28 protein-coding genes and 1 tRNA gene are annotated in these 26,219 nt (G+C 56.6%); 17 read left to right on the top strand and 12 right to left on the bottom strand.

All coding sequences use genetic code 11. The annotated features are described in order from the left end of the window. The 5 genes from FZZ88_RS02195 to FZZ88_RS02175 all read left to right on the top strand — a co-directional run. The coding region (locus FZZ88_RS02195; RefSeq protein ID WP_230332799.1) for a cbb3-type cytochrome c oxidase subunit I at nucleotides 1-1,685 on the top strand (1,685 nt) is incomplete at its 5' end. Between the two features lie 4 nt (nucleotides 1,686-1,689). Beyond that, nucleotides 1,690-2,286, top strand: coding sequence for a heme-copper oxidase subunit III (locus FZZ88_RS02190; protein WP_166016726.1), 597 nt, complete (start codon nucleotides 1,690-1,692; stop codon nucleotides 2,284-2,286). 154 nt (nucleotides 2,287-2,440) lie between these two features. Next, the gene (locus FZZ88_RS02185; RefSeq protein ID WP_166016727.1) at nucleotides 2,441-4,402 is read left to right on the top strand and encodes a thiamine pyrophosphate-binding protein; all 1,962 of its coding nucleotides are present in this window, start codon (nucleotides 2,441-2,443) and stop codon (nucleotides 4,400-4,402) included. A gap of 299 nt (nucleotides 4,403-4,701) precedes the next feature. Beyond that, entirely contained in the window at nucleotides 4,702-6,210 is a 1,509-nt protein-coding gene (locus FZZ88_RS02180) for a GMC oxidoreductase (protein ID WP_166016728.1), read from the top strand. Between the two features lie 15 nt (nucleotides 6,211-6,225). Continuing rightward, nucleotides 6,226-6,633, top strand: a complete 408-nt coding sequence (locus FZZ88_RS02175; protein WP_206339084.1) for a hypothetical protein — start codon at nucleotides 6,226-6,228, stop codon at nucleotides 6,631-6,633. 31 nt (nucleotides 6,634-6,664) lie between these two features. Here the strand turns inward: FZZ88_RS02175 and gorA are convergent, their stop codons facing one another. Further along, nucleotides 6,665-8,023, bottom strand: a complete 1,359-nt coding sequence (gorA, locus tag FZZ88_RS02170; RefSeq protein WP_166016729.1) for a glutathione-disulfide reductase — start codon at nucleotides 8,021-8,023, stop codon at nucleotides 6,665-6,667. Nucleotides 8,024-8,168: 145 nt separating this feature from the next. On the opposite strand from gorA, the gene FZZ88_RS02165 reads away from it, so the two are divergent. From FZZ88_RS02165 to FZZ88_RS02155, 3 genes are read left to right on the top strand one after another with little or no spacing between them, the layout of a single operon-like run. After that, nucleotides 8,169-8,414 carry a hypothetical protein gene (locus FZZ88_RS02165; RefSeq protein ID WP_166016730.1) on the top strand — a complete coding sequence of 82 codons (246 nt, stop codon included), beginning with the start codon at nucleotides 8,169-8,171 and terminating at the stop codon, nucleotides 8,412-8,414. Then, nucleotides 8,389-9,621 carry a glutathione S-transferase family protein gene (locus FZZ88_RS02160; protein ID WP_166016731.1) on the top strand — a complete coding sequence of 411 codons (1,233 nt, stop codon included), beginning with the start codon at nucleotides 8,389-8,391 and terminating at the stop codon, nucleotides 9,619-9,621. Before FZZ88_RS02165 ends, FZZ88_RS02160 begins: the two co-directional genes overlap by 26 nt. Before the next feature lie 23 nt (nucleotides 9,622-9,644). Continuing rightward, nucleotides 9,645-10,313 carry a ParB-like protein gene (locus FZZ88_RS02155; protein WP_166016732.1) on the top strand — a complete coding sequence of 223 codons (669 nt, stop codon included), beginning with the start codon at nucleotides 9,645-9,647 and terminating at the stop codon, nucleotides 10,311-10,313. On the opposite strand, the gene dnaA is transcribed toward FZZ88_RS02155, so the two are convergent. Further along, on the bottom strand, nucleotides 10,314-11,708 hold the full coding sequence (dnaA, locus tag FZZ88_RS02150) for a chromosomal replication initiator protein DnaA (RefSeq protein WP_166016733.1): 1,395 nt from the start codon (nucleotides 11,706-11,708) through the stop codon (nucleotides 10,314-10,316). An 87-nt stretch (nucleotides 11,709-11,795) separates the two neighbouring features. Between dnaA and FZZ88_RS02145 the strand changes: the two genes are divergently transcribed. The 3 genes from FZZ88_RS02145 to FZZ88_RS02135 are packed head-to-tail and all read left to right on the top strand — an operon-like array spanning nucleotide 11,796 to nucleotide 14,243. Beyond that, the gene (locus tag FZZ88_RS02145) at nucleotides 11,796-12,923 is read left to right on the top strand and encodes a trypsin-like peptidase domain-containing protein (RefSeq protein WP_226423631.1); all 1,128 of its coding nucleotides are present in this window, start codon (nucleotides 11,796-11,798) and stop codon (nucleotides 12,921-12,923) included. Between the two features lies 1 nt (nucleotide 12,924). Next, on the top strand, nucleotides 12,925-13,566 hold the full coding sequence (locus FZZ88_RS02140) for a TIGR04282 family arsenosugar biosynthesis glycosyltransferase (protein WP_166016735.1): 642 nt from the start codon (nucleotides 12,925-12,927) through the stop codon (nucleotides 13,564-13,566). Beyond that, nucleotides 13,554-14,243, top strand: coding sequence for a TIGR04283 family arsenosugar biosynthesis glycosyltransferase (locus FZZ88_RS02135; RefSeq protein WP_166016736.1), 690 nt, complete (start codon nucleotides 13,554-13,556; stop codon nucleotides 14,241-14,243). Before FZZ88_RS02140 ends, FZZ88_RS02135 begins: the two co-directional genes overlap by 13 nt. A gap of 9 nt (nucleotides 14,244-14,252) precedes the next feature. Here FZZ88_RS02135 and FZZ88_RS02130 read toward each other — a convergent pair whose 3' ends face one another. From FZZ88_RS02130 to hisG, 3 genes are read right to left on the bottom strand one after another with little or no spacing between them, the layout of a single operon-like run. Next, nucleotides 14,253-14,756 (bottom strand): GNAT family N-acetyltransferase, encoded by a 504-nt coding sequence (locus FZZ88_RS02130; RefSeq protein ID WP_166016931.1) that lies wholly within the window; start codon nucleotides 14,754-14,756, stop codon nucleotides 14,253-14,255. Beyond that, on the bottom strand, nucleotides 14,756-16,534 hold the full coding sequence (locus FZZ88_RS02125) for an ABC transporter ATP-binding protein (protein WP_166016737.1): 1,779 nt from the start codon (nucleotides 16,532-16,534) through the stop codon (nucleotides 14,756-14,758). The genes FZZ88_RS02130 and FZZ88_RS02125 overlap by 1 nt, the downstream gene beginning before the upstream one ends. Then, the gene (hisG, locus tag FZZ88_RS02120) at nucleotides 16,534-17,187 is read right to left on the bottom strand and encodes an ATP phosphoribosyltransferase (protein WP_166016738.1); all 654 of its coding nucleotides are present in this window, start codon (nucleotides 17,185-17,187) and stop codon (nucleotides 16,534-16,536) included. The genes FZZ88_RS02125 and hisG overlap by 1 nt, the downstream gene beginning before the upstream one ends. A gap of 40 nt (nucleotides 17,188-17,227) precedes the next feature. Here hisG and gloB point away from each other — a divergent pair, with 40 nt between their 5' ends. The 6 genes from gloB (at nucleotide 17,228) to FZZ88_RS02090 (ending at nucleotide 21,949) form a co-directional block, all read left to right on the top strand. Beyond that, nucleotides 17,228-17,977, top strand: coding sequence for a hydroxyacylglutathione hydrolase (gloB, locus tag FZZ88_RS02115; protein WP_166016739.1), 750 nt, complete (start codon nucleotides 17,228-17,230; stop codon nucleotides 17,975-17,977). A gap of 63 nt (nucleotides 17,978-18,040) precedes the next feature. Beyond that, nucleotides 18,041-18,433 carry a Rid family detoxifying hydrolase gene (locus FZZ88_RS02110; protein ID WP_166016932.1) on the top strand — a complete coding sequence of 131 codons (393 nt, stop codon included), beginning with the start codon at nucleotides 18,041-18,043 and terminating at the stop codon, nucleotides 18,431-18,433. A gap of 45 nt (nucleotides 18,434-18,478) precedes the next feature. Next, entirely contained in the window at nucleotides 18,479-18,706 is a 228-nt protein-coding gene (locus FZZ88_RS02105) for a DUF3136 domain-containing protein (protein ID WP_115023604.1), read from the top strand. A 316-nt stretch (nucleotides 18,707-19,022) separates the two neighbouring features. Beyond that, nucleotides 19,023-19,277, top strand: a complete 255-nt coding sequence (locus FZZ88_RS02100) for a hypothetical protein (RefSeq protein ID WP_166016485.1) — start codon at nucleotides 19,023-19,025, stop codon at nucleotides 19,275-19,277. 376 nt (nucleotides 19,278-19,653) lie between these two features. Continuing rightward, entirely contained in the window at nucleotides 19,654-21,042 is a 1,389-nt protein-coding gene (locus tag FZZ88_RS02095; protein WP_166016740.1) for a PhoH family protein, read from the top strand. Nucleotides 21,043-21,073: 31 nt separating this feature from the next. Further along, nucleotides 21,074-21,949 carry an LOG family protein gene (locus FZZ88_RS02090; RefSeq protein ID WP_166016741.1) on the top strand — a complete coding sequence of 292 codons (876 nt, stop codon included), beginning with the start codon at nucleotides 21,074-21,076 and terminating at the stop codon, nucleotides 21,947-21,949. Between the two features lie 897 nt (nucleotides 21,950-22,846). Here FZZ88_RS02090 and FZZ88_RS02085 read toward each other — a convergent pair. The 7 genes from FZZ88_RS02085 to lexA all read right to left on the bottom strand — a co-directional run bounded on the left by FZZ88_RS02085 (nucleotide 22,847) and on the right by lexA (nucleotide 26,185). Continuing rightward, nucleotides 22,847-23,014, bottom strand: a complete 168-nt coding sequence (locus FZZ88_RS02085) for a hypothetical protein (protein WP_230332798.1) — start codon at nucleotides 23,012-23,014, stop codon at nucleotides 22,847-22,849. Between the two features lie 261 nt (nucleotides 23,015-23,275). Further along, nucleotides 23,276-23,539, bottom strand: a complete 264-nt coding sequence (locus tag FZZ88_RS02080; RefSeq protein WP_166016742.1) for a hypothetical protein — start codon at nucleotides 23,537-23,539, stop codon at nucleotides 23,276-23,278. A gap of 420 nt (nucleotides 23,540-23,959) precedes the next feature. After that, entirely contained in the window at nucleotides 23,960-24,220 is a 261-nt protein-coding gene (locus FZZ88_RS02075; RefSeq protein WP_166016933.1) for a hypothetical protein, read from the bottom strand. Between the two features lie 355 nt (nucleotides 24,221-24,575). Then, nucleotides 24,576-24,638, bottom strand: a complete 63-nt coding sequence (locus FZZ88_RS02070) for a hypothetical protein (protein ID WP_230332801.1) — start codon at nucleotides 24,636-24,638, stop codon at nucleotides 24,576-24,578. A 232-nt stretch (nucleotides 24,639-24,870) separates the two neighbouring features. Beyond that, entirely contained in the window at nucleotides 24,871-25,143 is a 273-nt protein-coding gene (locus FZZ88_RS02065; RefSeq protein ID WP_166016744.1) for a DUF1651 domain-containing protein, read from the bottom strand. Between the two features lie 286 nt (nucleotides 25,144-25,429). Beyond that, nucleotides 25,430-25,502: transfer RNA gene (locus tag FZZ88_RS02060), tRNA-Ala, on the bottom strand. 59 nt (nucleotides 25,503-25,561) lie between these two features. Next, nucleotides 25,562-26,185, bottom strand: coding sequence for a transcriptional repressor LexA (lexA, locus tag FZZ88_RS02055; RefSeq protein ID WP_166016745.1), 624 nt, complete (start codon nucleotides 26,183-26,185; stop codon nucleotides 25,562-25,564). Nucleotides 26,186-26,219 lie beyond the last annotated feature (34 nt).

The raw sequence follows: 26,219 nt of genomic DNA, 5'->3' as shown, positions 1-26,219 counted from the left end.
CATCCACGAACTACGACCCGCGCATCCTCAAAGCTCCCCACCCCGTCCCGGGGGCCCCGGATAACTGGAAGCGCTTCTTCAGCTTCAACACCGACGCCAAGGTGATCGGCATCCAATACATCGCCACGTCTTTGTTTTTCCTTTTGGTGGGAGGCCTGCTGGCGATGATCGTGCGTGGTGAACTGATCACGCCTCCAGCCGATCTGGTGGATCCGAGCGTCTACAACGGCCTGTACACCATGCACGGAACAGTGATGCTGTTCCTGTTCCTTTTTCCAATCCTCAATGGCTTCAACAACCTGTTGATCCCCACGATGATCGGCGCGCCAGACATGGCATTCCCGAAGCTCAATGCGGCCGCTTTCTGGCTGGTGCCCGTGTTTGCCGCGGTGTTGATGGGCAGCTTCTTCGCACCCGGTGGGCCGGCGTCATCGGGATGGTGGTCTTACCCACCGATGAGTCTGCAGAACCCTCTGGGGCACTTCATCAATGGTGAATTCCTCTGGATCCTCGCGGTAGCTCTATCGGGCATCTCCTCGATCATGGGTGCCGTTAATTTCGTGACGACAATCATCCGGATGCGTGCGCCCGGCATGGGCTTTTTCAAGATGCCGGTGTTTGTCTGGACCGCTTGGGCCGCCCAGACCATCCAACTCGTGGGGCTGCCGGCACTCACCGGTGGTGCGGTGATGCTGCTGTTCGACCTCAGCTTCGGCACCAGCTTTTTCCGGCCAGAAGGCGGCGGTGATCCGGTGCTCTTCCAACACTTTTTTTGGTTCTATTCCCACCCAGCTGTGTACGTGCTGGTGTTGCCGGTGTTCGGCATCTTCTCCGAACTGTTCCCGGTGTATGCCCGAAAGCCGCTGTTCGGCTACCGATTCGTGGCGATAGCCTCCTTTGGCATCACCTTCCTCAGCCTGATCGTGTGGGCCCACCACATGTTCTATACGGGCACGCCGAACTGGATGCGCCATATCTTCATGTTCACCACGATGCTGATTGCCGTTCCTACAGGGGTAAAGGTGTTCGCCTGGCTGGGAACGCTCTGGCAAGGCAATCTGCGCCTGAACACTCCGATGCTGTTCTGCCTGGGGGGCTTATTCAACTTCATCTTCGCGGGGATCACAGGCGTGATGCTGGCAACCGTGCCGATCGACATTCATGTGGGCAACACCTACTTCGTGGTGGCCCACTTCCACTACGTGATCTTCAACACGATCGGCTTCGGTGTCTTCGCCGGGATTTACCACTGGTTCCCCAAATTCACGGGCCGGATGTACTACGAGGGCCTCGGCAAGGTTCACTTCGTGCTCACTTTCATCGGGGCCACGCTCAACTGGTTACCCCTGCACTGGGCTGGACTGCTTGGCATGCCTCGTCGTGTCGCGTCCTACGACCCTGAATTCGCGATCTGGAACGTGCTCGGCAGCATCGGCGCCTTCATGCTCGGCGTCGCCTCCATCCCCTTCATTCTCAACATGGTGAGCTCATGGGCTCGGGGGCCGCAGGCTCCCCCCAACCCCTGGAGAGCCATCGGCCTGGAATGGCTGCTGCCCTCACCGCCCCCGGCCGAAAACTTCGAAGACGACATCCCCACCGTGATCAGTGAGCCCTATGGCTACGGCCTCGGGCACCCCCTCGTAGAGGACGAGGAGTTCTACGTGCGCCGTTCCCAGGAGGCCTGAACCGATGACCAGCGTCAATCCCGACCTGCAGCTCAATCACACGCCCGGGCATGTGAAGCACGACGGCCACAACATGACCGGCTTTGTGATTTTCCTCTGCTCTGAGAGCGTCATCTTCCTCGCCTTCTTCGCCGGCTACGCGGTGCTGAAGCTCACAGCTCCCCAGTGGCTGCCGGACGGCGTCGACGGGCTGGAAGTGCGCATGCCCCTGATCAACAGCGTGGTCTTGGTGAGCTCAAGTTTCGTGGCCTATGTCGCCGAGCGATATCTGCACAAGGGCAACCTCTGGGGCTTCCGCGCGATCTGGCTGCTCACCATGGCCATGGGCTCCTACTTCGTTTACGGCCAATACGTCGAATGGTCGGGACTCAGCTTCAGCCTCAGCAGCGGTGTCTTTGGTGGCTTGTTTTATCTACTCACGGGCTTTCACGGTCTGCACGTGATCACCGGCATCCTGCTGATGGGACTGATGTTGGCGCGTTCTTTCGTCCCAGGGAACTACGACAAAGGCGAGATGGGCGTTGCCGCGGTGAGCCTGTTCTGGCACTTCGTTGATGTGATCTGGATCCTTCTGTTCCTTCTGATCTACGTGTGGCAGTAAAGGGGTCCGCTTCTGAACAGAACATCCCTGTCTTAAGCACTCAACTTAGAGCATTCAGCAACTCAGCAAGTTAAAAAAAAAAAGACTTACAGGCCTTGACTTGCCTCACAGAGAAATATAGCTAAAAAAGAATTATGGATTTTCACGCATTAAAATGACTGAAAGAGATGTTCAATGGATAGATCCGACCACTTGTTTACCTTATGCCCAGTCAGATTTTACTGTGGGTGCTTATCTCAGCACTCGTTTACATCAAATTGGAGTGCGCCATGTCTTTGCAATACCTGGCGACTACATAGCCAGCTGGGTGGAATCACTTGATGATCCACAGACATCCTTTGGCCTCCAACGAATACATCCGAACAATGAAATGTGTGGAGCATATGCTGCCGATGGGTATGGCCGCTCAACTGAAAAAAGTGTTGGATGTGTAGCATTTACCTATGGCGTTGGATCACTGAATGCAGTACAGCCTGTCGCAGGCGCTTTTGTTGAGAATGTGCCACTGGTTATCATTGATGGTGGCCCCTCTCAAGCACAGCTTAATTCGCATCGCGATCAGGGGATGCTTTGGCATCACATGATTGACGGGACAGGAGTTGACCGCCACATTTTTCAAAATATAACTGCAGCTTCGGTACGAATTGACAACCCAAAAACAGCACCTGAGCTGATAGATGCCACCTTAAAAACGTGTATAACAAAAAGCAAGCCTGTCTTTATTGAATTAGCAATTGATATTGACAAACAACCATGCGGCTCTAGACCAACAGATCAGCTTGACTTCTCTCATCCTCTGCAATCCAAGAAACTATTAGACGAAGCCATAGATGCTATTTTTAATCGAATCTGCAAATCTAAAAATTTAGTTGTAGCTGCCGGCTCAGAAATATGTCGCTTTAGAGCACAGAAGGAACTAGCTGAACTTCTGAAAGCTTTAGACGCTCCATATGTAACCAGCTTATTTGGTAAAAGTGTTCTGAGTGAATACAGAGCCGATCTCAACTTTTCCGGGGTTTACAACGGGAAAAATTCTCAGCCAAATGTCTTCACTCTTGTGAATGAGTCAGACTGCGTGTTGAGCTTGGGGATCATATCAAGCGACTTTAACTTTGCTGGGATGCAAAATACTGATGACCCCGATTCAGTAAAAGATGCAATCAATATTGAAAAGCTAATCGAATGCAAAGAAGGGGCCGTCCAGGTCGGAATGTCTCGGAGCGCCTACTGGGGCGATGTTAACTTGAAGCTACTAATCCGTGGCCTGACCGAGAAATGCCTCGCTAGCGGCATAACTGGCCAAAATAACTATCGAAAACTTGAAGGTTCACCATGGAATATCCCAACGACAAGTGAATTTAGAGACAATGATCAGCTAACATGGGACAGCTTTAAATCACTCTTACACCATAACTACTTGGCTCAACACAGCGAGGAAAGCGCGCCAATTATCCTTGCAGACACTGGCCTAAGTTTTTACGCATTCAACAACATCAAGTCCCCCCAGAATGGATACATCGCGCAGATTGCATGGGGAGCGATTGGATATTCACCTGCGGCGAATTATGGAGTCAAACTTGCCCGGCAGACCTTCGAAACAGAAACGAGGCGTACGATCAGTATTTCCGGTGATGCCGCATTTGCTCAGAGCGTCAACGCGATCGGAACAATCGCAGAACTTGGCTTAGATTCAATTATATTTGTTGCAGACAATCGTGTCTATGGCATCGAGCAGTGGCTCGTCAATGCTGAAATCTATAAATCGTCTGATAGCAGAACTGTTTCTGAAAAATTCCTGCCCATGTGTCAAGTTCCTCAAGGACATATATGGAACTACTCAAAATTAGCGGCTGCATTCGGCGGGGTTGGCTACGTAGCACACACCAACAACGATCTTGAGCAGATTCTGAGCCGCCTTGCCGGGAATAATATTGATCCCCTAAACCTTAGCCAGAAAGGCAGCGCAGACGAGAGCAATGCTGTGCGTTGGGAAAATGGAATACCTATTACAAATAGGAATGCATCTGCCAAAGACAAGCAAACCTTTGTGCTTGTCGCAGTTCAGGTTGTTCCAGATCAACTACCCAGCAACGTCGCATGGAAGGCTTCAACTTGAAGCAAAGCAAACTTTGACTGTATTGATTAGAAACCTCCCAATTTTTGCTTTGAAGTGCAGTGCATGTTTGCCAAGCCACCATCCGAAAAGCAATGCGGGTGTCATGGGTCAGACGTCACCGTGGGACTGATGGCCTGTCGTGAGGGAGGCGTTCAAATCCGGAAGATCTACCTACCGTTCAGGAAGGTGATCTACGTCTGATCAGGGCATGACACAGACGTGACACATCCATGTTTTGCCCCTCTTGAACGCCTTCCAGAGCAGGCGTTTCCTACTGATCTACGTGTGGCAGTAATTCCATGATCATCGATGACAACCACTACGACGTGATCGTGATCGGCAGCGGCGCCGGAGGAGGAACCCTGGCGGGAGCCCTGAGCCGCAAGGGCAAGACCGTGCTGGTGCTGGAACGCGGCGGAGCAATGGCCCTTGAAGACCAAAACGTCGCCGACGTGGATCTGTTCCGCAAGGATCGCTACCACCCCAAGAGTGAACGCTGGTTCGGCCCTGACGGCGATCCCTTTGCACCGCAAACCACCTACGCCCGCGGCGGCAACACCAAGATCTGGGGCGCGGTGCTGGAACGTATGCGCGAAAGAGATTTTGAGGAGGTTGCCCTTCAAGACGGCATCTCACCGGCATGGCCCCTGGATTACGCCGAGCTGGAGCCCTACTACCAACAGGCCGAACAGCTGTATCGGGTGCATGGCAAAGCGGGGGTTGACCCCTGCGAGCCCCAGCGCAGCACGGGCTATAAACATGTGCCGAAGCCGGTGGAACCCTTTCTGGAACCCCTGCGTTCCGCTCTCCAACGCCAAGGCTGTCAGCCCTACGACATGCCGATCAGCTGGTCAGACGACCGGGACGATCCCAGCGGCGATTCCCAGTTATTTGGTCTGCAGGTGGGTGATCCCGAACGGCTCAGCGTGCGTGACAACGCCCGGGTACTGCGCCTGCATGTGAATCCAGGTGGCAGAGCCATCCGAGGTGTAGAAGCTGAGGTAAACGGCGATTCATGGCTGTTCAGTGCCGATGTCGTGGTCATTGCCGCCGGTGCGATCAACACGCCGGCCATCCTGATGCGTTCGGACAATGCCCACCATCCCAAGGGCATCAGCAACGGATCGGATCAGGTGGGGCGGAATCTGATGAATCTGCAGCTCACTTCGATCCTGCAGCTGGCCACAGAACGCAACAGCGGCCGCTATGGGCGTTCGCTGGGGATCAACGACTACTACTGGGGAGACAAGAACGTCAGTTTTCCGCTGGGGCACATTCAGGCCGCCGGTGGCGTTCTTCAGGACGCGCTGTTCGCCGAGTCACCACCGGTGCTGTCCCTGGTGACCAAGCTGATCCCCGACTTCGGCCTCGAGCGGCTGGCCTCCCGCTCTGTGGCCTGGTGGGCCATGACGGAGGTGCGTCCGGATCCCCACAACAAGGTGTGGCTCAACAACGAACAGATCCGGATCAACTACATCCCCAATAACCGGGAAGCCCATGATCGCCTCGTATACCGCTGGATCGACACGCTGAAAGCCGTGGAGAACGATCCGGTGACCAAAGTCGTTTTAAAGGCACCCACCCATGCGCGAGGAGAAGCTCCCTTGAGTGTCGTGGGCTACAGCTGCGGCACGTGTCGCATGGGCGAGGACCCATCCAACTCGGTGGTGGATCCCAACGGCAAATGCCATGAACTGGAGAACCTCTACATCGCCGACAGCAGCGTTTTTCCCAGTTGCCCAAGCATTGGTCCCGGGCTCACCGTGATTGCGTTAGCGCTGCGGTTGGCCGAATGGCTGAGCCCCTAAGGCGCATCCTGCAAGATGGAGAGCATCGACCTGCTCACCATGTTCCGCGCAGCGCTAGCTCCAATAATCGGCCTTGCCGCAGCGGTCGGACTGGGCACATGCACCGCAGCAATCGCTCAACTTCGCGTCAACAATGTGAACGCCATTCATGAGCTCTACAGCGAGAATGAACTAGCTGCAAAAGCTCAATACAACAACAAATTTGCCGTCGTTTACGGTCGTGTTGACAGGATTGACAACAGCGACCTCATCATTGAGGGAGACAGTGAATTCGGACGACTGTTCTGCAAGTTCAGCGGTACTGACATGGACAAGATTCTCAGCCTCAGGGAAGATGATCGAGTCACCGTTCAAGGCAAATTGCGCATCAGATCATCTTTGTTCGGCATGCGTCTTTACATGAACGACTGCCAAGTTCTCTGATGATTCAAGTTAAGTAAATCTCTTACTTGAGTTACATCGTCACGAACTCTTCGGAGACGGAGGGATGCAACGCCATGGTGCGATCGAAATCAGCTTTGGTGGCGCCCATCCCAACGGCAATGGCGGCCATCTGAATGATCTCCGCCGCATGCTCGCCCACCATGTGGCAGCCAAGCACCCGCTCGGTTTGCTTCTCCACCACCAACTTCAGTAGGCAACGGGGGCCGGAGGCGGGCAGTGCCCGAGCCATCGAACGGAAGCGGGCCCGATGCACGACGACGCCGTCCTCGCCATGGCGTTTAGTCGCCTCCTCTTCCGATAAGCCAACGGTCGCCAGCTCTGGATCACTGAACACGGCACTGGCCACCAGATCGTGGTTCACCTGCCGCTGACGCGAACCGAACACACTGTCGGCAAAAGCACGACCTTCATCAATGGCGACAGGCGTGAGGTTGACCCGGTCGGTGACATCACCAACGGCATGAATGTGAGGGACTGAGGTGCAGGAGTGGGCATCCACCCTGATCCTCCCGTTGTCCACGGCAACACCAGCAGCCTCCAGGCCCAGACCCGCAAGCCAGGGGCGACGCCCAGTGGCCATCAGCACACCCCCACAGTCCAGGGACTGACCATCCCCGAGTCGCGCAGTCAGCGCACCGGGATCCCCCTCCACAGCCGCGACCGTCTGACCCAAGAGCACGTCAATGCCCTGGTCACGCATCCCGGCCAAGACAGCATCCGCCAACTCCCCATCAAACCCGCGCAGCAGCCGAGGTCCGCGCACCACCTGGGTAACCGCAACACCGAGGCCTCGAAGGATGCAGGCGAACTCACAGGCGATGAATCCTGCGCCGACCACCACCACCGCCGGAGGGACATCTTCAAGCTGGAACATGTCATCACTCACCCAAGTTTTTGCAATCCCTGGGATCTCCGGCCGTGCCGGACGGCCACCCACTGCCACCAGAAAACGGGGTGCTGAAAGCTCCGTCTGAACGGGCCCACCGCGTTGATCGGAGATGCCCATGCGATCCACAGCCGTGAAGCGACCCCAACCGGAGATCAGCTGAACGCCGGCCTTGTCTAGAAATCCAAGGTGGAGCGCATTGAGCCGATCCACCTCGGCGCGCACGCGCCGCAACAGGTCAGGCACATCAGAACGCACGGATTGGATGTGCAGCCCATAGGCCGATGCATCCGCCAGTTGATGCCGGGCCTGGGCGCCGTAGACCAAAAGCTTCTTGGGAACACAGCCGCGGATCACGCAGGTCCCCCCGACACGATCTCCCTCCACGATCGCGACGCGGGCTCCATGGCTGGCAGCGCGTTTTGCGGCAGCAAGCCCACCGGACCCCGCCCCAAGAACAATCAAATCCAAATCAGTGCCCATGACAGCGGTTTGCTTCCCTCCATTCTTCTTCCCACGGGGGTGACGGAGACGACGGGCATATTCGTAAAGATGGAGTTATGGTCCGGGGAAGAGGGCCGTAGAAGCCCAAGACGAACCGGTCGTATTTCAACCGCGTCCTTAAACCATGAAAAATCCTTCCAAACGTCGCAGGCAGTCGCCTGACCCTGAGCTGCAGCAAAAGCGATTGCAGCGTCGCGAAATCGCGATGATAATCACCAGCGACGACATGAAGCTGCGGCTCAAGCAGCTCGCTGAGCAGGGCCGCCAGCAAGACTGTCTGGCGCTGATGCATGAACTTGGCGACTGGCAGTCCTATGGACGGACCACGCTTTCGCCGATCCTGCATGCCCCCTACATCGGAATCAGCTGAACCACTGAGTTGGTTGGAACTGGCCGGGCTGGCGAAGGCTGAACCGGATCGAATTGAAGGGCCGACCAGTGCCCAGGCCAACTTGCGCTTGTTCGGTCAGCCTGAATCAAGCCTGATGGTCACGCTTTACCGCGACCATCACGCCTGGTGTCCCTACTGCCAAAAAATTTGGCTGTGGCTGGAGTTCAAGCGCATCCCCTACAGGATCCGCAAAGTCACCATGCGTTGCTATGGCCCAAAAGAGCCATGGTTCCTCGAAAAAGTGCCCTCAGGAATGTTGCCCGCCCTCGAGCTGAACGGGCAGCTGATCACGGAAAGTGATGAGATCCTGCTGGCACTCGAACAGCAGTTCGGCCCCCTCGGCATGGCAATGACGTCGCCGGAAGCCCTCGAGCTGCGCCGTCTCGAACGTCTGCTGTTTCAGGCCTGGTGCATCTGGCTGTGTTCGCCACGATTGAGCCCCAAGCAACAGACCCTGGCCCGGGACCAGTTTCAGGGGATCGCCCGGCGCTTCGAAAGCGAGCTGAATCAGGTTGAGGGGCCGTTTCTGCGGGGGCAGGAGCCACAAACCGTTGATCTGATTTTCGTTCCCTACGTGGAACGAATGAATGCATCTCTGGCCTACTACAAGGGATATCGGCTGAGGGCTGAGCATCCCGCGATTGACCGCTGGTTCCGCGCGTTGGAGCAACTGGAGACCTACCGCGGCACCCAAAGCGACTTTCACACCCATGCCCACGACCTTCCTCCTCAGATGGGCGGCTGCTGGTCGGACGATGCAACGGAAGCGCAACGCCTGGCCAAACGGATCGACCGAGGCGATGGCCTTGGCGACGACGAAGCCTGCTGGATTGGGGTCAATCAAGCCGATCAGGCCAGCATCGCTCTCGGCAGGGTCCTCCGACACCAGCAGCGGCTACGGGAGGTCAATCCAATGGGTGCTGATGCCTTTGACCGGCCCCTGCGCTGTGCACTGACCCAGTTGATCCACAACACTCCATGCCCTCCTCCACCTGGAAGTGCGGCGGGGCTTCGCTACCTGCGCGATCGAATTTCAGTTCCGAGAGATATGCCCTTACCGGCAGCTCGTTTGCTGCGTCGGGCGCTCGAATCCACCGCGCAACTGGACGGGCCGAAGCAAGCCAAGCCTCTCCCTGTGAGGGATCGCTTTGATCAGGATCCCCGTCCATTCTTAATTGGGTCATAGTGCGAAGGCGCCAAAACTGAGTCGTGCCCCTGCGGCTGCCTGCCTACCAACCGATTCCGGCCCCCGAGCAGGAGAACGAACTGATCGAGGTGTCAGCGGAACAGTTGCAGCCGACCCAATGGTGTGTGGGGCTGGCTGAGATCTGGTCACGCGAGAGGGATTTCGCCCAAGACACGCGCCAGCAGCGTCTTGCCTACCTGCGCGGCAAACCCGTCCCCCTGATCCGCTCTGCCGATGGCGCCATGTGGATGCTGGATCGTCACCACCGGCTGCGGGGCCTGATCGGCATTGACCCAGGCGCCACCACCTGGGCTTATGTGGTGCAGGAGCTTGCGACAACTGATAAAAGTGCCGTGCTGTCGTTTCTGCAAAGCCAAGGGTGGCTTTATCTCTTCGACGGTCGGGGCATCGGTCCCCGCCCAGCCGAGCTGTTGCCCACCAGCCTGATGGGGCTCGAAGACGATCCCTACCGAAGCCTGGTCTGGAAGCTCAAACAGGAAGGCTGGATTAAACCCCAACCGCTGATCCCGTATCACGAATTTCGTTGGGCAGCCTGGCTGCGCACCCGTCCCCTGCCACCCTTCAGCTCCAAGCGACTGGATCCGGCACTCGCGGCAGCACGCCAGCTGGTCTGCTCTGCGGCAGCTCAAGACATGCCGGGCTGGAAAGGCGACAAGAAAGCCTGCCGCTAATCAGCGCTTCTTTCGGGAATCGATCTGCAGCAGATCCTTCACTTTCTGCACCTGACCCGCGAGCTGGGGATCGGACGCCAGTTTTTTCTCGACTTGCTCAATCGCGTACATCACCGTGGTGTGGTCCTTTCCGCCGAAGTTGTCGCCGATTCTCGGCAGGCTGAGGTCGGTGCCCTGGCGCATGAGATACATCCCCACTTGGCGGGCCTGGCTGACGGCACGGCGACGGGTGCTGCTGCACATTTCCTCCGCCGTGACATCAAACACTTCAGACACCTTGTCGATCACCTGTTGCGGCGTGACCTCCACCCCCTGACCGGTGGGGTCCAGCATTGGCGCCACTGATTCAACGGTCATCGGCAACCCCGTGATTGAGGCGAAGGCCACAGCCCGGGTCAGGGCCCCTTCCAACTCGCGGATGTTCGAGGTGAAGCGCCCAGCGATGTACTGGATCAGATCTCGGGGCAGCGACATGCGCTCCTGCTCCGCTTTCTTCTGGAGGATCGCCATACGTGTCTCCAGATCAGGTGACTGAATGTCAGCGATCAGCCCCATCTGGAAACGGGAGATCAGGCGCTGCTGCAAGCGTGGAATCTGACTGGGGGGGCGATCACTGGCGATTACCACCTGCCGCCCAGCCTCGTGAAGGGCATTAAAGGTATGGAAGAACTCTTCTTGGGTGTACTCCTTGCCTTCGATGAATTGAATGTCATCCACCAGGATCAGATCAGCGGCGCGATAGCGATCGCGAAAGGCCTGCATGCCGTCCTTGCGGATGGCCTGGATCAGGTCATTGGTGAAGGTTTCGGTGGAGACGTAGGCCACGCGAGCCCCGGGATCGATTTCCAGCCGGTAATGGCCAATGGCTTGCATTAAGTGGGTTTTCCCCAGGCCTACGCCGCCGCAGATGAACAGGGGATTGAACTCCCGGCCTGGCGCTTCGGCCACCGCAAGAGCCGCCGCATGGGCCATTCGGCTGTTGGGGCCGACCACGAAACGGCCGAACACATATCGAGGGTTGAGCCCGGGCAGGTAGCGCCGCGGCGAGCCGCTCCGGGCCGGAGCCGACGCCGATTCCTGGGCGGCCGCAGGCGGCGCTGCATCACTCGCAGCTGCGGAGTCATCACTGGTTTCCTGCAGCGGCAGGGCGGTTTCCGCCAGGACGGTCACCTGAACGGGCTGACCGCTGATGCTGCTGGCCAGCTCCGCGATCGTGGGCAGCAGCTGCTCCCGCAAGCGGACGCTGGCGAAGGGATTGGGGGCCAGAAGCTTCAGCTCTCCATTGGCAAAGCCACTGCAACCCGTCGGGCGAATGAAGGTCTCGAAGGTGGGTTTGCTCAGCTTTGCCTGCAACCCATCCCGCACCTTGATCCAGAGCTCTTCGCCCGTCTGCACCTAAAACCGCCATGCACCCGAGCGCTGAATCTACGCATGCCGATCCGCTCAGGCCGTCTTAAATGCATCAGCACACATCTCGTCGTGATGCCCAACGCCCAGCATTGGTTTGCCATCGCCCTGGCCGGGAGCGCACTCTCCGGTTGCAGCCTGGTGAGGGAACAGCTGGGCCTGACGCCCAAAGCCTCGATGGCACCGCCTCCGGTGGTGCACGATCAGCCCCACAGCGCTCCACTGCAGCCTGGAGACAACGTGATCGTGAAGGCTGTGGACCGCGTCGGACCTGCCGTAGTGCGGATCGATGTAGTCAAAGAGGTGAACAACCCCTTCGGTGGCATCTTTGGCATGGGACCGTCCAGCCAGCGTCAGCAAGGCCAGGGATCCGGATTCATCACCAGGGCCAGCGGCCTGATCTTTACCAACGAACACGTCGTGCGCGGAGCGGATCAGGTGGCGGTGACCCTTCCGGACGGACGCAACTTCAAGGGCAAGGTGCTCGGCACAGACCCACTCACCGACGTTGCAGTGGTCAAGGTGGTGGCTGACAACCTGCCGGTGGCGGCCCTGGGTAACTCCGACCAGCTCAGGCCGGGGGAATGGGCGATTGCCATCGGCAACCCATTTGGTCTCAACAACACCGTGACCGCTGGCATCATCAGCGCGGTCGGTCGACTGAATGCGATCAGTGACGGCCAGCGGATTCCTTACATCCAGACCGATGCAGCCGTGAATCCCGGCAACAGCGGAGGCCCCCTGATCAATGCCGCCGGTCAGGTGATTGGCATCAACACGGCGATCCGCACCGCCCCTGGAGGCGGTTTGAGTTTTGCCGTTCCCATCAACCTGGCGAAGCGCATCGCACAGCAGATTGTGAGCACTGGCCAGGCCTCTCATCCCTTCATCGGCGTGCAGCTAATGAACCTCACCCCGCAGCTGGCACGGGAGATCAATGCCACCAACAGCGCCTGTACGGTTCCTGAAGTGAATGGCGTCCTGGTCAAGGATGTGGTCAGCGGCACTCCTGCTGCTGCCGCTGGTATCCGCCAATGTGATCTGATTCTCAAGGTGGAGAACAAGGCTGTTCAGACGCCCACCGAAGTGCAACTCGCCGTGGACCGCGGCCAGGTTGGTGAACCGATGAAGCTCACCCTCCAACGCAATGGAGAGGAGCTGATCGTGGAGGTACGCCCGCGGGAACTGCCCCGGAACAACTGAAATGCTGCAGATCATCGTGATGGCCCGCTGGCCATCACCGGGCCGATGCAAACGCCGCCTGTCCCTTGATCTCTACAACAGGCTGGGCTTGTCCAACAGCAGCGAGCGCGCCGCCCGGATCCAGAAGCGTCTTACCGAGCACACCACCGCTGTGGTGCGCGGGCTCGCCGACGCGATGGTGATCGAGCCGGTGCTGGCGGTGAGCGGGCTTGGACCCAACGCCGCCGGACGCTGGGGACAACAGCTGGGGTTGCCGCTGGTGCGACTGCAGGGGCAGGGGCAACTCGGCACCCGATTGCGACGGCAGTTGATGCATGGCCATCGCCGCGGCATGCCATCCCTCGTGATCGGCACGGATCTGCCCGAACTCAATCCCGATGACTTGAAGCGGGCCATCGAACAGCTGCAAACCCACGATTTGGTGGTGGGCCCAGCCTCGGATGGTGGCTACTGGCTTCTGGGGATCGGAGAGAACCTGATCCATACCCCCAAGCACTGGCCGCTGATCGGCATTCCCTGGGGCGGTCCGACGGTGCTGAAATCAACCCTGAAGGCTGCGAGCGCGCATGCAATCTCCACCGCACTGTTACCCAGGAGGAATGATCTGGATCACTGGAGTGATCTGAAGCCATGGCAGGGCTGAGCGTCGTGATTCCGACCCTGGAGGAAGCCAATAGGCTTCCGCTGCTACTGGCGGATCTGCAGCGTTGGGAAGGGGAGTTGGAGATTGTTATCTGTGACGGAGGAAGCAGGGATCAGACCCGACAAGTGGCTCACCTCGGCGGCGCCACCGTGCTCGACAGCCCGAATGCAGGGCGAGGTCCGCAGCTGAGCTGGGGCGTCGACCAGAGCTGTCATTCCTGGGTACTGGTGCTGCATGCCGATAGCCGACTGCCTGGCTCCTGGCACCACAGGGTGGAGCAGATTCTGAAAACACCGCAAGCGCGCTTCAGCGCCTGGAGCTTCGAGTTCAAAGTGAATACAGAGGCGCGGCCCATGCTGTGGCTTCTGGAGCGGATGGTGAACTTGCGCAGCCGTTGGCTGCAACGTCCCTACGGAGATCAGGGACTGCTGATTCATCGCCAGCTGTATGAGCGCATCGGTGGCTACCGCCCGCTGGCACTGATGGAAGACCTTGACCTGGTGGAACGCCTCAGCAAGATCGCGACCATCCGCTCGTTGAACTGTGCCCTCCTGACCAGCGCTGAGCGCTGGCAGGAGCGGAGCGTGCTGATGCAGGCCTGGCGCAACGCCCGTCTGCGATGGCTATGGCGTCAGGGGCGATCAGCAGATCAACTGTTGCGGATGTACCAGCGCTGAACGATCCGATCAGTTGGCGTACCAGAAGGCACAGCGATGGCCCTGGGGCTCCAGATCCCAACCCTGGCCTTGATAGAAGCTCACGACACCGGGGTCCGCGAACAGGCTGACGCGCTCTGTTCCCATCTGAGTCAAGGCGTCGAGGATGTACGCCATCATCTGCTTGCCAAGTCCATTGCCCTGATACAAGGGGTGCACCGCGACGTCCCAGACGGTGGCTTCGAATACACCATCCCCTGTGCAGCGCGCAAAACCAATCAAACGAGGAACCCGAGCATCGTGACGCCACAGCCCGACTTTGAGCAGGCTGTGAGTCAGTGCTTTGCGGACCCGTCGAATCGGACGGCGGCTCCAGCCCACAGCTTCCAGGAGTTGCTCGAGCTCCACCAGATCAAAGGGGTACTGCTGGCTGAAGACCAAGGTGAGCTGGTCGTTGGCACAAGGGCAGAGACGGGCCCCCTGGCCGTACTGAAGTAGCAGAGGCTCGGCAGGTATAGGCAGGGAGGAACCGATCACAAACGCGCCAACCCCCGCTCCTGCAGCTCTGCGAGCTGGGCATAAAGGCCACCTAGGGCCCTGAGCTCGTGATGGGTACCCTGTTCGATCAGTTCACCTCGGCGCAACACAAGGATGCGATCTGAGGCTTCCACCGTGGCGAGACGGTGGGCAATGACGATGGCGGTCCGTTTTTGCAGAAGACGGTCCAGATCGGCCTGAAGCGTCGCCTCCGTTGAAGGATCCATGAAGGCGGTGGCTTCATCCATCACCAAAACTGTTGGATTGCGGATCGCCACACGGGCCACCGCCAGCAATTGACGCTCTCCTGAGGAAAGATTGCCGCCACGCTCGCGCAGTTCCGTCTCCAGTCCGTTGGGGAGTCGGGACAACAGGTCGTTGAGGCCGAGCTCAGCACAGACCTGAACAAGCTCCTGATCACTTACTGGAGCGTTAAGCCGCAGATTGTCGGCCACATTGCCGCTGAACAGAAAGGTGTCTTGCAGCACGACCCCCAGCTCACGGCGGAGATCGGCCATCGGAATGGTGCGGATGTCACGTCCATCCAGAAGGATTCGACCTTGCTGGGGTTCATACAGACGACAGAGCAGACGAATGATGGTGCTCTTTCCGGACCCCGTGGGCCCCACCAGCGCCACATGCTCTCCAGGAGCGATGCGGAAGGAAAGATTGCGGAGGATGGGCTCATCCGGCCGGTAAGAGAAGCTCACGTTGTCGAAGATCACTTCGCCGCCACCGCCCGCAGCGTGAGGATCAGCACCCTTGGCCTCGGCGATCTCGAGAGGTTGCTCCATCAACTCACCGATTCGTTCCACGGCAGTCAGCCCGCCCTGAATCTGTGTGAAGCGCTCAGCCAGCTGACGCAAAGGATCAAACAGACGCTGTGAATAAAGGATGAAGGTGGTAAGGGTGCCCAATCCCATCAGGCCACTGGTCACCATCCAGCCCCCTAGAGCCAGAACCAACGCAATGGCTCCAAGCGCAACCCATTCAAGAAAAGCGGAAATGCTGCTGTCGTAAAAGATGGTGCCGTTGACAGCATTGCGGTAAGCCGTTCCCGTACGGAGGAAACGGGCACTGTTGACGGTTTCGCGGCGGTACATCTGAACCACCTCAAGGCCCTGGAGGTTCTCCTGAAAGTCGGCGTTGAGCTGGGAGAGCTCTTCTCGCACGCGGTAGTTGGCCTTGCGGTAGCGACGCTGCAGCCAAAGCACAGCAAGTGTCACGGGCACCTGCGTGCACAGCAAAAGCAACCCGAGCCTCCACTCGATGAAGAGCATCGTCGAAGCAATGACCAGAAGGCTCACCAGATCCCCGAGCACCCCAACAGCACCACTGCCGAAAACCTCCGCCAGAGCATCCACATCACTGGTGAGCCGCGTGAGCAACTTGCCGACCGGCATGCCGTCGTGAAAGCGCAAAGACAGCGACAGCGCGTGCTGAAAGAGGTCATCGCGGATGCGGGCGGTAAGCCTTTGACCGACGGCCTGAATGTTGAAGCTCTGCACGCCCTGCAGGCAGAGCCTCAGCAGCACTGAGATGAAATAGAGCCCGATAATGACGCGGATGGATCCGGAAACACTCAGCCCCGAAAGCCAAGGAAGACTGGGTTCTCCGCGCAAAACACTTACAGCCTGGCCGACAAGAAGAGGCTGAACGGCACCCGCAAATGCCACGGGAACCAGCAGCAACAGGGTGACCAAAAGACGCCGACGATCCCGCACGAGATAACGGCCCAGACGACGAACCCGGTGCCAATCAGCAACAGCTCCCATCAGCTGGGGCTCCCGATGGGCGTTCCTGCGGCGCGGATCGCCTCCACGATGGAGGCAAGGGGACCATGATCCAGGCGCATGGACAGTGGATGCCCCACCAGCCGAGCCGTCGACTGGAAAAGGTCCTCAATGGCAATTAGGCCGTTGTCCCGCAGGGTCCGCCCCGTAGCGACGAGGTCAACAATCGCTTCCGACATCCCTGTGATCGGCCCCAACTCCACGGAACCATTGAGGTGCACCAACTCGACGGGAAGATCGAGTGCATCGAAATATTCCCGGGCGCAGTGCGTGAATTTGCTGGCTACCCGGCAATGGGGCGGGAGATCTGCGGCACGGGTGTAACCACTGCTCTCCTGAACCGCCACGGCCATTCGGCAACCGCCAAAGCCAAGATCCACCAGTTGGGCGACGGGGAGCTGATGTTCCTTGAGCACGTCGAATCCCACCACGCCCAGTTGGGCCTGGCCGTAGGCCACGTAAGTGGGCACATCACCGTTACGTACAAGAAGGGCCCGGGCACGTCCGCAAGGAGTGGGCACCGTCAGCTGGCGATTGTTCTTATCGAGAACAGCTGAGAAATCAAGACCAGCCGCCGCAAATCGGGTGACCGAATCCTTAAGCAGCGCTCCCTTTGCCAACGCGACGGTGATCATGGGTCCAGCGCTGACCGGTTAACCAGGCAGGACTTTAACGATGCATTACTCACTTCATGCCCTGCCGGTGCTGCAAGACAACGTGATCTGGGTCTGGGTGAAGGGGAAGGAGGCCGTTGTGATCGACCCCGCCATCGCCTCTCCGGTGCGTGATTGGTTGGAGCAACGCCAGTTGAACCTGGCCGCGGTGCTGCAGACCCATCACCATTCCGACCACATCGGTGGAACACCGGAGCTGCTGCAGCGTTGGCCCAAAGCCGAGGTCATTGCATCCAGAGCTGACCGAGAGCGGATTCCTTTTCAAACCATGCCGGTGGGGGATGGTGACCAGCTCACCGTGCTTGGAGAGCAGGTGGACGTCATGGATGTCGCCGCCCACACCAGGGCCCACATCGCTTTTTTCATCCCGAACCTGCAAGACGAGGCCATGGGCCCCGTCTTGTTCTGCGGTGACACCTTGTTCGGAGCAGGCTGCGGCCGCCTGTTCGAAGGCACAGCTGAACAAATGCATGAAGCCCTGCAAAAGCTGGCCCAACTGCCCGAGGAGACCAAGGTTTGTTGCGCCCATGAATACACAGAGGCCAACCTGCAATGGGCCGTTGAGCAACGGCCTGAAGAAACGGTTCTGGCTGACCGCTTGCAGGAGGTGCGAACCCTTCGATCCAAAGGCGCCCTCAGCCTTCCGAGCAGCATCGGTGTGGAACGTCGCACCAACCTGTTCCTGCAAGCCAAAACAGCCACCGAGTTGGGGGTGCTGCGCACACGGAAGGATCAGTGGAGACCGGGATGAACCAACGCGAAGAACAGGATCACCAAAGGCGATGATCATGGTGATCGCGTGAAGAAAAACCCCATGAGCGCCAAGGCCATCACCACTCAAGACGCGCCTGCACCGGTTGGGCCCTACAACCAAGCCGTCCTTGCCGGCGAGTGGCTCTACTGCTCTGGGCAGATTCCTCTCGACCCAACCACTGGGGAGATGGTGGGAAACGGTGATGTCGCCGCGGAAACGCATCAGGTACTAAAGAACCTCGTCGCTGTCTTAAAAGAGGCCAGAGCCACGCCTAAACAAGTGGTTCGCACAACGGTCTTCCTGGCAGACCTCAGCGATTTTCAGACCGTCAATGGCATCTATGCCGAAGTGTTTGGGAGCGGGGTCAGCCCAGCACGGGCCTGCGTTCAAGTGGCAGCACTACCCAAGGGAGCAAGGGTGGAAATCGACTGTGTCGCATGGCTTGGAACCTGAGCCTGACCCACGGGGGCATAGGTTGGAACTGGCTTCAGTGGTCCTATGCCTCAGGCGAAACTCACCATCGGTGAATTAGAGGCGGGCTATCCGATGTATTGCAAGGCGCTGAGGCGCCTCCTCCAGCAAGGGAAAACAGCTCAGGACATTGAACGCACCGTCTGCTGGGGACATCTTGAAACGCTGAACCGCTGCCTTCCAACCCGTTACAAATCCCCCTCCTACCTGCTGGCCCTCATTCGCCGCGATCTGGAAAAGCCTCAGGAAACCTGAAACTGATTAACTCAGAGGTTTCCCATACATCACTGAGCGAACGCTTCATTTTCAAGCTAAAAACACAGTTAAACCAGGATGAGAAGCAAGGTCCTGGGAATGACCCGCTGTATTTTTCGCAAACCAAAACGGCAATTCAGGTTCAGTCAGTGGCTTGCCGTGACAATGGCGATGTTGGGGGCTGCCCTATGCCTGGAACTGCAGGCAGGGCTGAGCCCCGATCAGGAAACGCGTGAGACGTCACCCTTAGTGGGCCAGCTTCACCATCCTTGATCGAAAACTGCTCTCAGCGAAGGGGGAGCATGACAATGCAGGGATGACCATTGAAAAGCTCGAGCAGCTTGCCGCGGTGATCGTGACGGCTGGCCTGGTGGCCGGCAATTTCCTGTTGTTCACCCCCTGGCGAGATGGCCGAGATCCGAGACAGCAACATCCTGAAAGCTCGACGCCTCAGAACTCGAGATCGCTGCGATTCATCGGCATGAATACAGATTTCAATACAACAGATCATCGAAATACAAGCACTCAAAGATCAGACAACCAAAATCAGAACAAAAAAGCCAACACCTGAAGAATCATCCGTAGCACCAGAAAAAATCAAAAAGAAGCCAGGCAAATAACTGGCCGAGACGGAAGACAGCTTGCGTTTGTAACGGCAAAGGTAAAGTACCTATTGCATTCAAACGCGAAAGGAGTAGAGAAGATACAGCCGAGGACAAGAAAGATGAGGAAAACTACAATCACTTTTCAAGAGGCTTATGCGTCACGAACCAATCCAAAAGTAGGCGGAGTCAACCTTTCTCTAAGAACCAGAAAAGAGAAACTCAAGACCCATCACGCAAAGCAAGGCATTGCCTAGAACTGGCAAAATACGGAAAATAAATCAGAAAAACTAAGCTTGCCAATACTTGATCCAATTCCAAATAAACGCTCCGTGGTGAAAATCAATGAAAGGAAAAGTTGTTGTTCTCGACACAAATGTGCTGCTCCACGACCCCGAAGCCCCACACCGCTTTGGAAACTTGAGAGTCGTCATTCCAATGCAGGTGGTCGAAGAAATCGACCGATTCAAAAAAGATCACTCTGAAAAAGGAAGGAATGCCCGCAGGATTTCAAGACTCCTGGATTCCTATCGACAGCGCGGAAGCCTTGCTGATGGCGTGATGATTGAAGGCACTAACAAGGGAATGCTGCAAGTGATTTTCTGTCAAACTAACGCCCTCAAGGAATTACCTCCAGAGCTGGGGGTTGGCGGCGGCGACAACAACATCCTCGCGGTGGCCTTGGAGCAGATGCGATGCAGTGGCCTGAAAGAGGCGCCTGAGGTTGTGCTGATCAGCAAAGACATCAATCTGAGGATCAAGGCTGATGCGGTGGGGCTACAAGCCGAGGACTACATCAATGACAACGTCTCCATCGACGATTTGTACACGGGATTCCGTGAGCTAAGCACAGATGCTCAGTTGATGAAGACACTGCATGACGAAGATCAACTCTCTCTCTCAGCAGTAACAGATCCCGAGGGGAAACATCTCCAAGCCAATGAAGGCGTGGTGATGGTGGATCAACAAAACAACAACCACACGCTACTTGCCCGTCATCAAGCAAACAGCAACACAATCAAATCGCTGCAGTGGCTGAATCGAGCCCATTTAGGGCGCATCAAAGCGAGAAACCGAGAGCAAAGTTTTGCGCTCGATTTACTCCTCGATCCATCCATCGCACTGGTGACGTTGGTGGGAAAGGCAGGCACAGGCAAAACATTGTTGGCCCTGGCAGCTGGTTTACATCAAGTCGCTGATACCCATCAATACGCACGATTATTGGTGACGCGTCCGCCGATTTCACTCGGGAAAGACATTGGCTACCTGCCGGGAACACTTGAAGAAAAACTCGGTCCATGGATGAAGCCGATCATCGACAACATTGATTTCATCACCGGCACTTCACCTGGCGATGATGCTGACCAGTCGAAAAGACAAAAGCAGCGAGAGCCACGCAACGCCTGGGCAGACCTCCAGGGGATGGGCTTGTTGGAGGTTGAAGCCATCAACACCATTCGAGGGCGATCGATTCCCAATCAGTTTCTGGTGGTAGATGAGGCGCAAAACCTAACTCCCCTGGAAGTGAAGACCATCGTCACGCGGGTAGGCGAAGGCACAAAGGTTGTCTTCACCGGTGATCCCTATCAAATCGACAACCCCTATGTCGATGCGGAAAGCAACGGGCTCACATGGCTGGTCGAAAAGCTCAAAGGTCAGCCCCTAGTGGGACACATGACCCTCACGAAGGGAGAGCGCAGTGAACTTGCTGAGCTAGCCGCAAACATCCTCTGATTCATGACGACATAACCAAGCACTCATCACCATGACTCAATTTGCTAATTACTCAAAACCCGAGCAAACAAATCTGGATGCCATTCTGAAATCAACAACCTACAGAATTGCCCATGAAGATCCAGAATTACTGAACAGCAGCGCCATGCGCGGTGTGAGGATGCTACTTGAGATCACCAAACCAGATCTTCATCTGCAAACAGCCGGCATTGAATCAACCATCATTGTTTTTGGTGGAGCAAGAATCGTCGACAGGGAAACTGCCACACAGAGACTGCAGGAAGCAGAACAACGCCTAAGCGAAAACCCGGGTTCGTCAACCCTAAAAAGACAGGTGATTCGTGATCAACATTTAGTGGAGCTCTCTCATTTTTATGATTCAGCCCGTCAATTCGCCCTGTTGGCATCACAGCATGGCCAAGGCAACAAGGGGAAAGGCAATGGCTGCTCATCACACGTGATCGTGACCGGTGGTGGACCAGGAATCATGGAAGCAGCGAACCGAGGTGCCTTTGAAGCCGGATGCCGATCGATCGGACTCAACATCTCCCTACCGTTTGAGCAACATCCAAATCCCTACATCAGCCCAGACCTTTGCTTTAACTTTAATTACTTCTCTCTTCGGAAATTCCATTTTGTGATGCGCTCTATCGGAGCCATTCTCTTTCCAGGTGGATTTGGCACACTAGATGAACTTTTTGAGCTACTAACCTTGAGGCAAGTTGGCACAAAAGGAAGCATGCCAATTGTCCTATTTGGGACAGACTTCTGGAATCGGCTTGTGAATTTTGAATACCTTGGCGAGACAGGCTTAATTTCAAGTGATGACTTGAAATTAATTCATTTTTCCGACACTCCAGAAGAGGCCTGGGACTACATACGAAGCCACACAGTATCAGCCACTTAACAAAAACCCCGCCATTGGTTACGGGTTGGAGTGTGTAAGGTTTTGTCGGGAGATGAACAGCGACAATCACTACACCCCCCTTCTTATTTCTTGCGGGTCTTGCATTACTTTCAGCTTGCAGGAAAAACGACCTTAAGGCTCAAGCATCAGGCTTCCCGACAAAGCTGATTAGGCATCAGCAAGCCACTTGCAAGCAAAGACATTGGCCGGGGTCCAGATGACAGCGGCAATGGCGAGTTCGATAAGGAGTATTGATCTTGTTCTCTCTGAATCAACCCTCGCCGTATCGGTTGAAAAGCACCTCCACCAACTGGTTAAAGGTGCACACCCAGGAGCCAATTCAGGAGCCTGTCCTGCTCCGCTGCTGTCAGTAACGAGTCAATCTTGCCGAGTAACCGTTCCGTGGCCACGGGTTACCAAGGCCTGTGATGCCACTACACATCCACCGCTTGCGCAGGGGGAGCAGGGCAATGGAATGGCAGCTGTTGAGGCATGGTTCAGACGTATTGCCTGAAATGTTCCCTAACCACTCGGCAGACCGATCAAAGAAAAAGGCCGAGGCACCACCCCCGACCCTCCAGCGCACGGTCTCTGCACCGTACAAATGAAGTCTGTAGCGTATCGCTACAAAAGCAACCAGGCTTTACCTCTCTTCAGGTACCCGGCCCAATCACCTCTTCCAGGTCAGAGCGAAGAGTTTGCACCGCTTCCTTAGGTAGCTGACCCTATCCAACTAGAAGATCAAGGACACTTTCACGGTGGTGTTCAAGCAGTAGTTCCGCTCATTCCTATCTCCTCTGATGCGTCTTTTCAGGGGATGCAGAGACCGATAGATCCGAACACCATGCCTCAAGGACGTCAAAGGGGCGACAAAACGCCCCCTTCTTTATGAGAGGTTCAGTCCGTCTCGATAATCTCTGCTGGAGCAGCACCCTGGCCGGCCATCTCTTTCAGTGACTCTGCTGCGCAGAGACTGGACAAAGCAATAGCGACCAATGCGGCGCTGTTGATGACCTTGAGCACGACGGGCAGATGGACGTTGACCATCTCGCGGACATTTGCCATGGAAAAGTTCATAGTGAACATGTTCATCATGCAACCTTTGTCAACCCGGTGGGGTTAATGCGGATGTCGCGGGGCATAGTTCAAACGTGACCACCTGAGTGCTGCCCCGTTGAGCTGAAGCAATAAAAAAGCCAGGCGGGGAGGCAGGGCGCCTGAATCGGGTGATTTATGCCCTCGCTGCCCTTCTATTTAAAAAAGCCTTCTTCAGATCTTTTCTGAGGCTCAGCCGAGAGTTTGACTGGCTTCAGCCCGCTTACAGGCTCAGACCTTATGTCCTTCGTCGTTCCAGTACTCGATCCTTTTCACTTCCAGGTCTTCTTGCTTCAGCTTGGCGACGATCTCCTTTGCTCTTGCTCTCAGGTACAACTCGTCGGTCACCAGACTTTGATAGACGATCTCCTCCAACGTCTCTTCGGGAGCTTCTGAGACGATCTGCTTCACATCTTCCTTGCTCAGCTTCACGTCAGTTCGGATGCTGACGGTCTGGTCGAAGTGGAACTCGATTTCGTTGATGACCGATTCCATTTGTTGGTTCTGTGTTGTGGTGAGAATCGCTGTTTGCTTTAGAAGGTAGCTCCCTCCGGTTGATTGTTCTGCCCGATTTCAGGGCTTCGCATACGGCATTTCGGGAGGGTGCGTTTTTTATGGCCGATGCACTGACCAGTTGTCCACTGCCTCATTGGATCGGCGGTGTGCCCTAGGTCGAAATCATCAAGTATTCGGAAGTTCCCAAAAGCCCTGTCTGATGGTTATCCACAACCATTAGGAGATGTTCCAAAAACCGCCTCCTCTTCTCCATCACAGCGATATTCCACTGGTGCTGGGCAAGACCGCCAGCCTAGTTTGCACATCTTGTCCAACACCTCAATGGCATTGTGCCGAAGCATTCGCCTGCGGTTTTGAGGTAGGTAGACGTGATAGTGCCGAGCTGCAAGTGCGCAAAAGCTAAAACCCCTGTGATTTGTAAGTCACTTCGTGGATTTCTTCTGCAAGTTGCCTGATCGCGATCAATGTGTTGCTGTCCGTATCCGCCTGCCGTTCAGCAATCTCACTTTGAATATTTTGACCAACGATAATAATCGGCAGCAGTACAAGCTGAAGAAACGTCTGTGCTGTCCATGCCACTATCTTCAAAGGATCTTCTGAAGCCAGCGCTTCAGGTAGCGAGATCAACGCCAACAAGCAAAATGCATAAGCAAACCACATCGTTCCCACCTTCTCCGTAACCCAAATAGCGATTCTTTTGTTAAAACTTCTCAAGGCATTAGATGCACCAATACATATAGATAACCCAAAAGCAAAAGCATTGCAATTGAGATCTTTTGTTCATTTAAAGACAGTACGGAAGCCTGGTTCGGCTCTATCTCGGCTGCAGGAATGGCAGCTGGAGCGTGACCGGGAGACCGGTAAAGCCGCTGCCATCACTGAGTGCCGCGAACGGGGATTCAAGAACACATCCAGCAAGACCTCAGGCTTGTCGTATTGCCTTCGTCATCTCGTCGGGGCACATGAATGCTTCGACTGGGATGTGCCTACCCGCGATCAACTTTGATCAAGAGACTCACCGCACCGGCGGCCTGCACCGCCGCCAGCCTGTTCTGAGCATCTTGTCCCACGCCTCGATGGCGTTGTGCCTGGTGATTACAGGAACGATCGTGATTCAGCCTCGCTTGCTGTTCCTATTGGATATTGAACGCCGCAATGGACAGGCCAAGGCATGAAATGGCTTGTGCTTGCCGTCAAAGATGAGTGCGCCAATTGGTTGAGAGTGTGCGATGTGGATTTCCATGATTTCTCCACTGACTGACTAGGTCTAGCGAACCGTTTTGAGCAGTTGGTGCGTCACCTGACACCGTTTATCTCACTGGTGGTGAACACCGCCGCCAACCTGTTTTAAGCATCTTGTCCCACGCCTCGATGGCGTTGTGGCGCAGCATTCGTCTGCGGGTCTGAGGCACTGGTGGGCGAGGCGGAACCCAGCGATAGGTGCGCACCGCAACCCACTGCGCATAGACCGTTGCTGAGTCGGGGTTGAACTGACAAAGCAGTTGCTGTTCAGGACTCACCAGCCAACCTTCACCGCCCGGTTTTTCCGGCGGGGGGTTGGTAGCGCGGTCCTTATTCGCCATGGGGTGGAGTCTGTCTAAAACCCTCGGCACACTGATCTGGTGCGGGGAAAGCATTGATGTGGGCAGACCACCTGACGATCGCGAGATGCTGCGCCTGCATGGCTGAGCACGATCTGAGCGCTGCTATCTCAACGATGGGCGCGGGACTGCACCTACTCCAGAGGGATCTAATCCTGGAGTCCGTACTGGTGGAGTTAGTGCAAGAAATAGTGCAAAGCGCCTGACCTAGTGCCCTTTTGCACTTGGTTTTGCACTACCTGGGTTGATCCACTCAGTGAAAACCTAGTGGAGCCAAGGAGATTCGAACTCCTGACCCCCTGCATGCCATGCAGGTGCTCTACCAGCTGAGCTATGGCCCCATTGCGACGTGGAAGCTTCGTGCGACCGCCGTCGTATCAGAGCTTACACCGCAAAGGCCTCAGACCTGACGCCAGACAGCAACGAGGCGACCTTGCACCTCCACCTGCTCGGCTGGGAGCTCAATCGGTTGATAAGCAGGATTGGCTGCTTCGAGAACTACCGTCGCGCCCTGACGATGGAAGTGCTTAAGCGTGGTGCCGCTGCCGGCCACCAGAGCACTAACCACCGTGCCGTTGCGTAGCCGCTGGGGATCCTGAACAGGCTCCATCAGCACCACATCTCCATCAGCGATGTGAGAGTCGACCATCGAATCGCCATTGACCGTCAGCGCAAACAGACCACGGGTCTCCAGCACAGGCGCCAGGTCCAAGTGCTCCTGAACGTCATCAAAAGCTGTGACCAGGCCACCGGCGGCGACGGCCCCAAGAACAGGGATCCCTGCTGCCCCCACCATCTCACCCAACAGCTGCAACGTACGTGCCTGGCCCTCTTGCCAGGTGATCCATCCTTTCTGCTGGAGATGACGCAACCGGCTTTGGATCGGAGCGGGCGAGCGAAGCCCCATCGCCTGCATCATCTGGCGAATCGATGGACTGTGTCGATGCGTGCCGATGTAATCAGCAAGCCAGTCGTAAAGCTCTTGCTGAGCAGAGGTGAGAGGCTCCTGAAGGGCAGGGGTCACCGCAGAAAAAGTTCGGGCAATACATTTGTACCGC

Origin of the sequence: Synechococcus sp. PH41509 (genome assembly GCF_020514285.1) — a bacterium.
Classification (GTDB): Bacteria; Cyanobacteriota; Cyanobacteriia; order PCC-6307; family Cyanobiaceae; genus Parasynechococcus.
This window is presented reverse-complemented; position numbering and strand designations above follow the sequence as displayed.

Bases quoted from the DNA above. Each gene is read 5' to 3' on its own strand.
- FZZ88_RS02190 (WP_166016726.1), top strand. From the start codon at position 1,690: ATGACCAGCGTCAATCCCGACCTGCAGCTCAATCACACGCCCGGGCAT.
- FZZ88_RS02185 (WP_166016727.1), top strand. From the start codon at position 2,441: ATGACTGAAAGAGATGTTCAATGGATAGATCCGACCACTTGTTTACCT.
- FZZ88_RS02180 (WP_166016728.1), top strand. From the start codon at position 4,702: ATGATCATCGATGACAACCACTACGACGTGATCGTGATCGGCAGCGGC.
- FZZ88_RS02175 (WP_206339084.1), top strand. From the start codon at position 6,226: ATGGAGAGCATCGACCTGCTCACCATGTTCCGCGCAGCGCTAGCTCCA.
- gorA (WP_166016729.1), bottom strand. From the start codon at position 8,023: ATGGGCACTGATTTGGATTTGATTGTTCTTGGGGCGGGGTCCGGTGGG.
- FZZ88_RS02165 (WP_166016730.1), top strand. From the start codon at position 8,169: ATGAAAAATCCTTCCAAACGTCGCAGGCAGTCGCCTGACCCTGAGCTG.
- FZZ88_RS02160 (WP_166016731.1), top strand. From the start codon at position 8,389: ATGCCCCCTACATCGGAATCAGCTGAACCACTGAGTTGGTTGGAACTG.
- FZZ88_RS02145 (WP_226423631.1), top strand. From the start codon at position 11,796: ATGCCCAACGCCCAGCATTGGTTTGCCATCGCCCTGGCCGGGAGCGCA.
- FZZ88_RS02140 (WP_166016735.1), top strand. From the start codon at position 12,925: ATGCTGCAGATCATCGTGATGGCCCGCTGGCCATCACCGGGCCGATGC.
- FZZ88_RS02135 (WP_166016736.1), top strand. From the start codon at position 13,554: ATGGCAGGGCTGAGCGTCGTGATTCCGACCCTGGAGGAAGCCAATAGG.
- FZZ88_RS02125 (WP_166016737.1), bottom strand. From the start codon at position 16,534: ATGGGAGCTGTTGCTGATTGGCACCGGGTTCGTCGTCTGGGCCGTTAT.
- hisG (WP_166016738.1), bottom strand. From the start codon at position 17,187: ATGATCACCGTCGCGTTGGCAAAGGGAGCGCTGCTTAAGGATTCGGTC.
- gloB (WP_166016739.1), top strand. From the start codon at position 17,228: ATGCATTACTCACTTCATGCCCTGCCGGTGCTGCAAGACAACGTGATC.
- FZZ88_RS02110 (WP_166016932.1), top strand. From the start codon at position 18,041: ATGAGCGCCAAGGCCATCACCACTCAAGACGCGCCTGCACCGGTTGGG.
- FZZ88_RS02105 (WP_115023604.1), top strand. From the start codon at position 18,479: ATGCCTCAGGCGAAACTCACCATCGGTGAATTAGAGGCGGGCTATCCG.
- FZZ88_RS02100 (WP_166016485.1), top strand. From the start codon at position 19,023: ATGACCATTGAAAAGCTCGAGCAGCTTGCCGCGGTGATCGTGACGGCT.
- FZZ88_RS02095 (WP_166016740.1), top strand. From the start codon at position 19,654: ATGAAAGGAAAAGTTGTTGTTCTCGACACAAATGTGCTGCTCCACGAC.
- FZZ88_RS02090 (WP_166016741.1), top strand. From the start codon at position 21,074: ATGACTCAATTTGCTAATTACTCAAAACCCGAGCAAACAAATCTGGAT.
- FZZ88_RS02085 (WP_230332798.1), bottom strand. From the start codon at position 23,014: ATGGCAAATGTCCGCGAGATGGTCAACGTCCATCTGCCCGTCGTGCTC.
- FZZ88_RS02080 (WP_166016742.1), bottom strand. From the start codon at position 23,539: ATGGAATCGGTCATCAACGAAATCGAGTTCCACTTCGACCAGACCGTC.
- FZZ88_RS02075 (WP_166016933.1), bottom strand. From the start codon at position 24,220: ATGTGGTTTGCTTATGCATTTTGCTTGTTGGCGTTGATCTCGCTACCT.
- FZZ88_RS02065 (WP_166016744.1), bottom strand. From the start codon at position 25,143: ATGGCGAATAAGGACCGCGCTACCAACCCCCCGCCGGAAAAACCGGGC.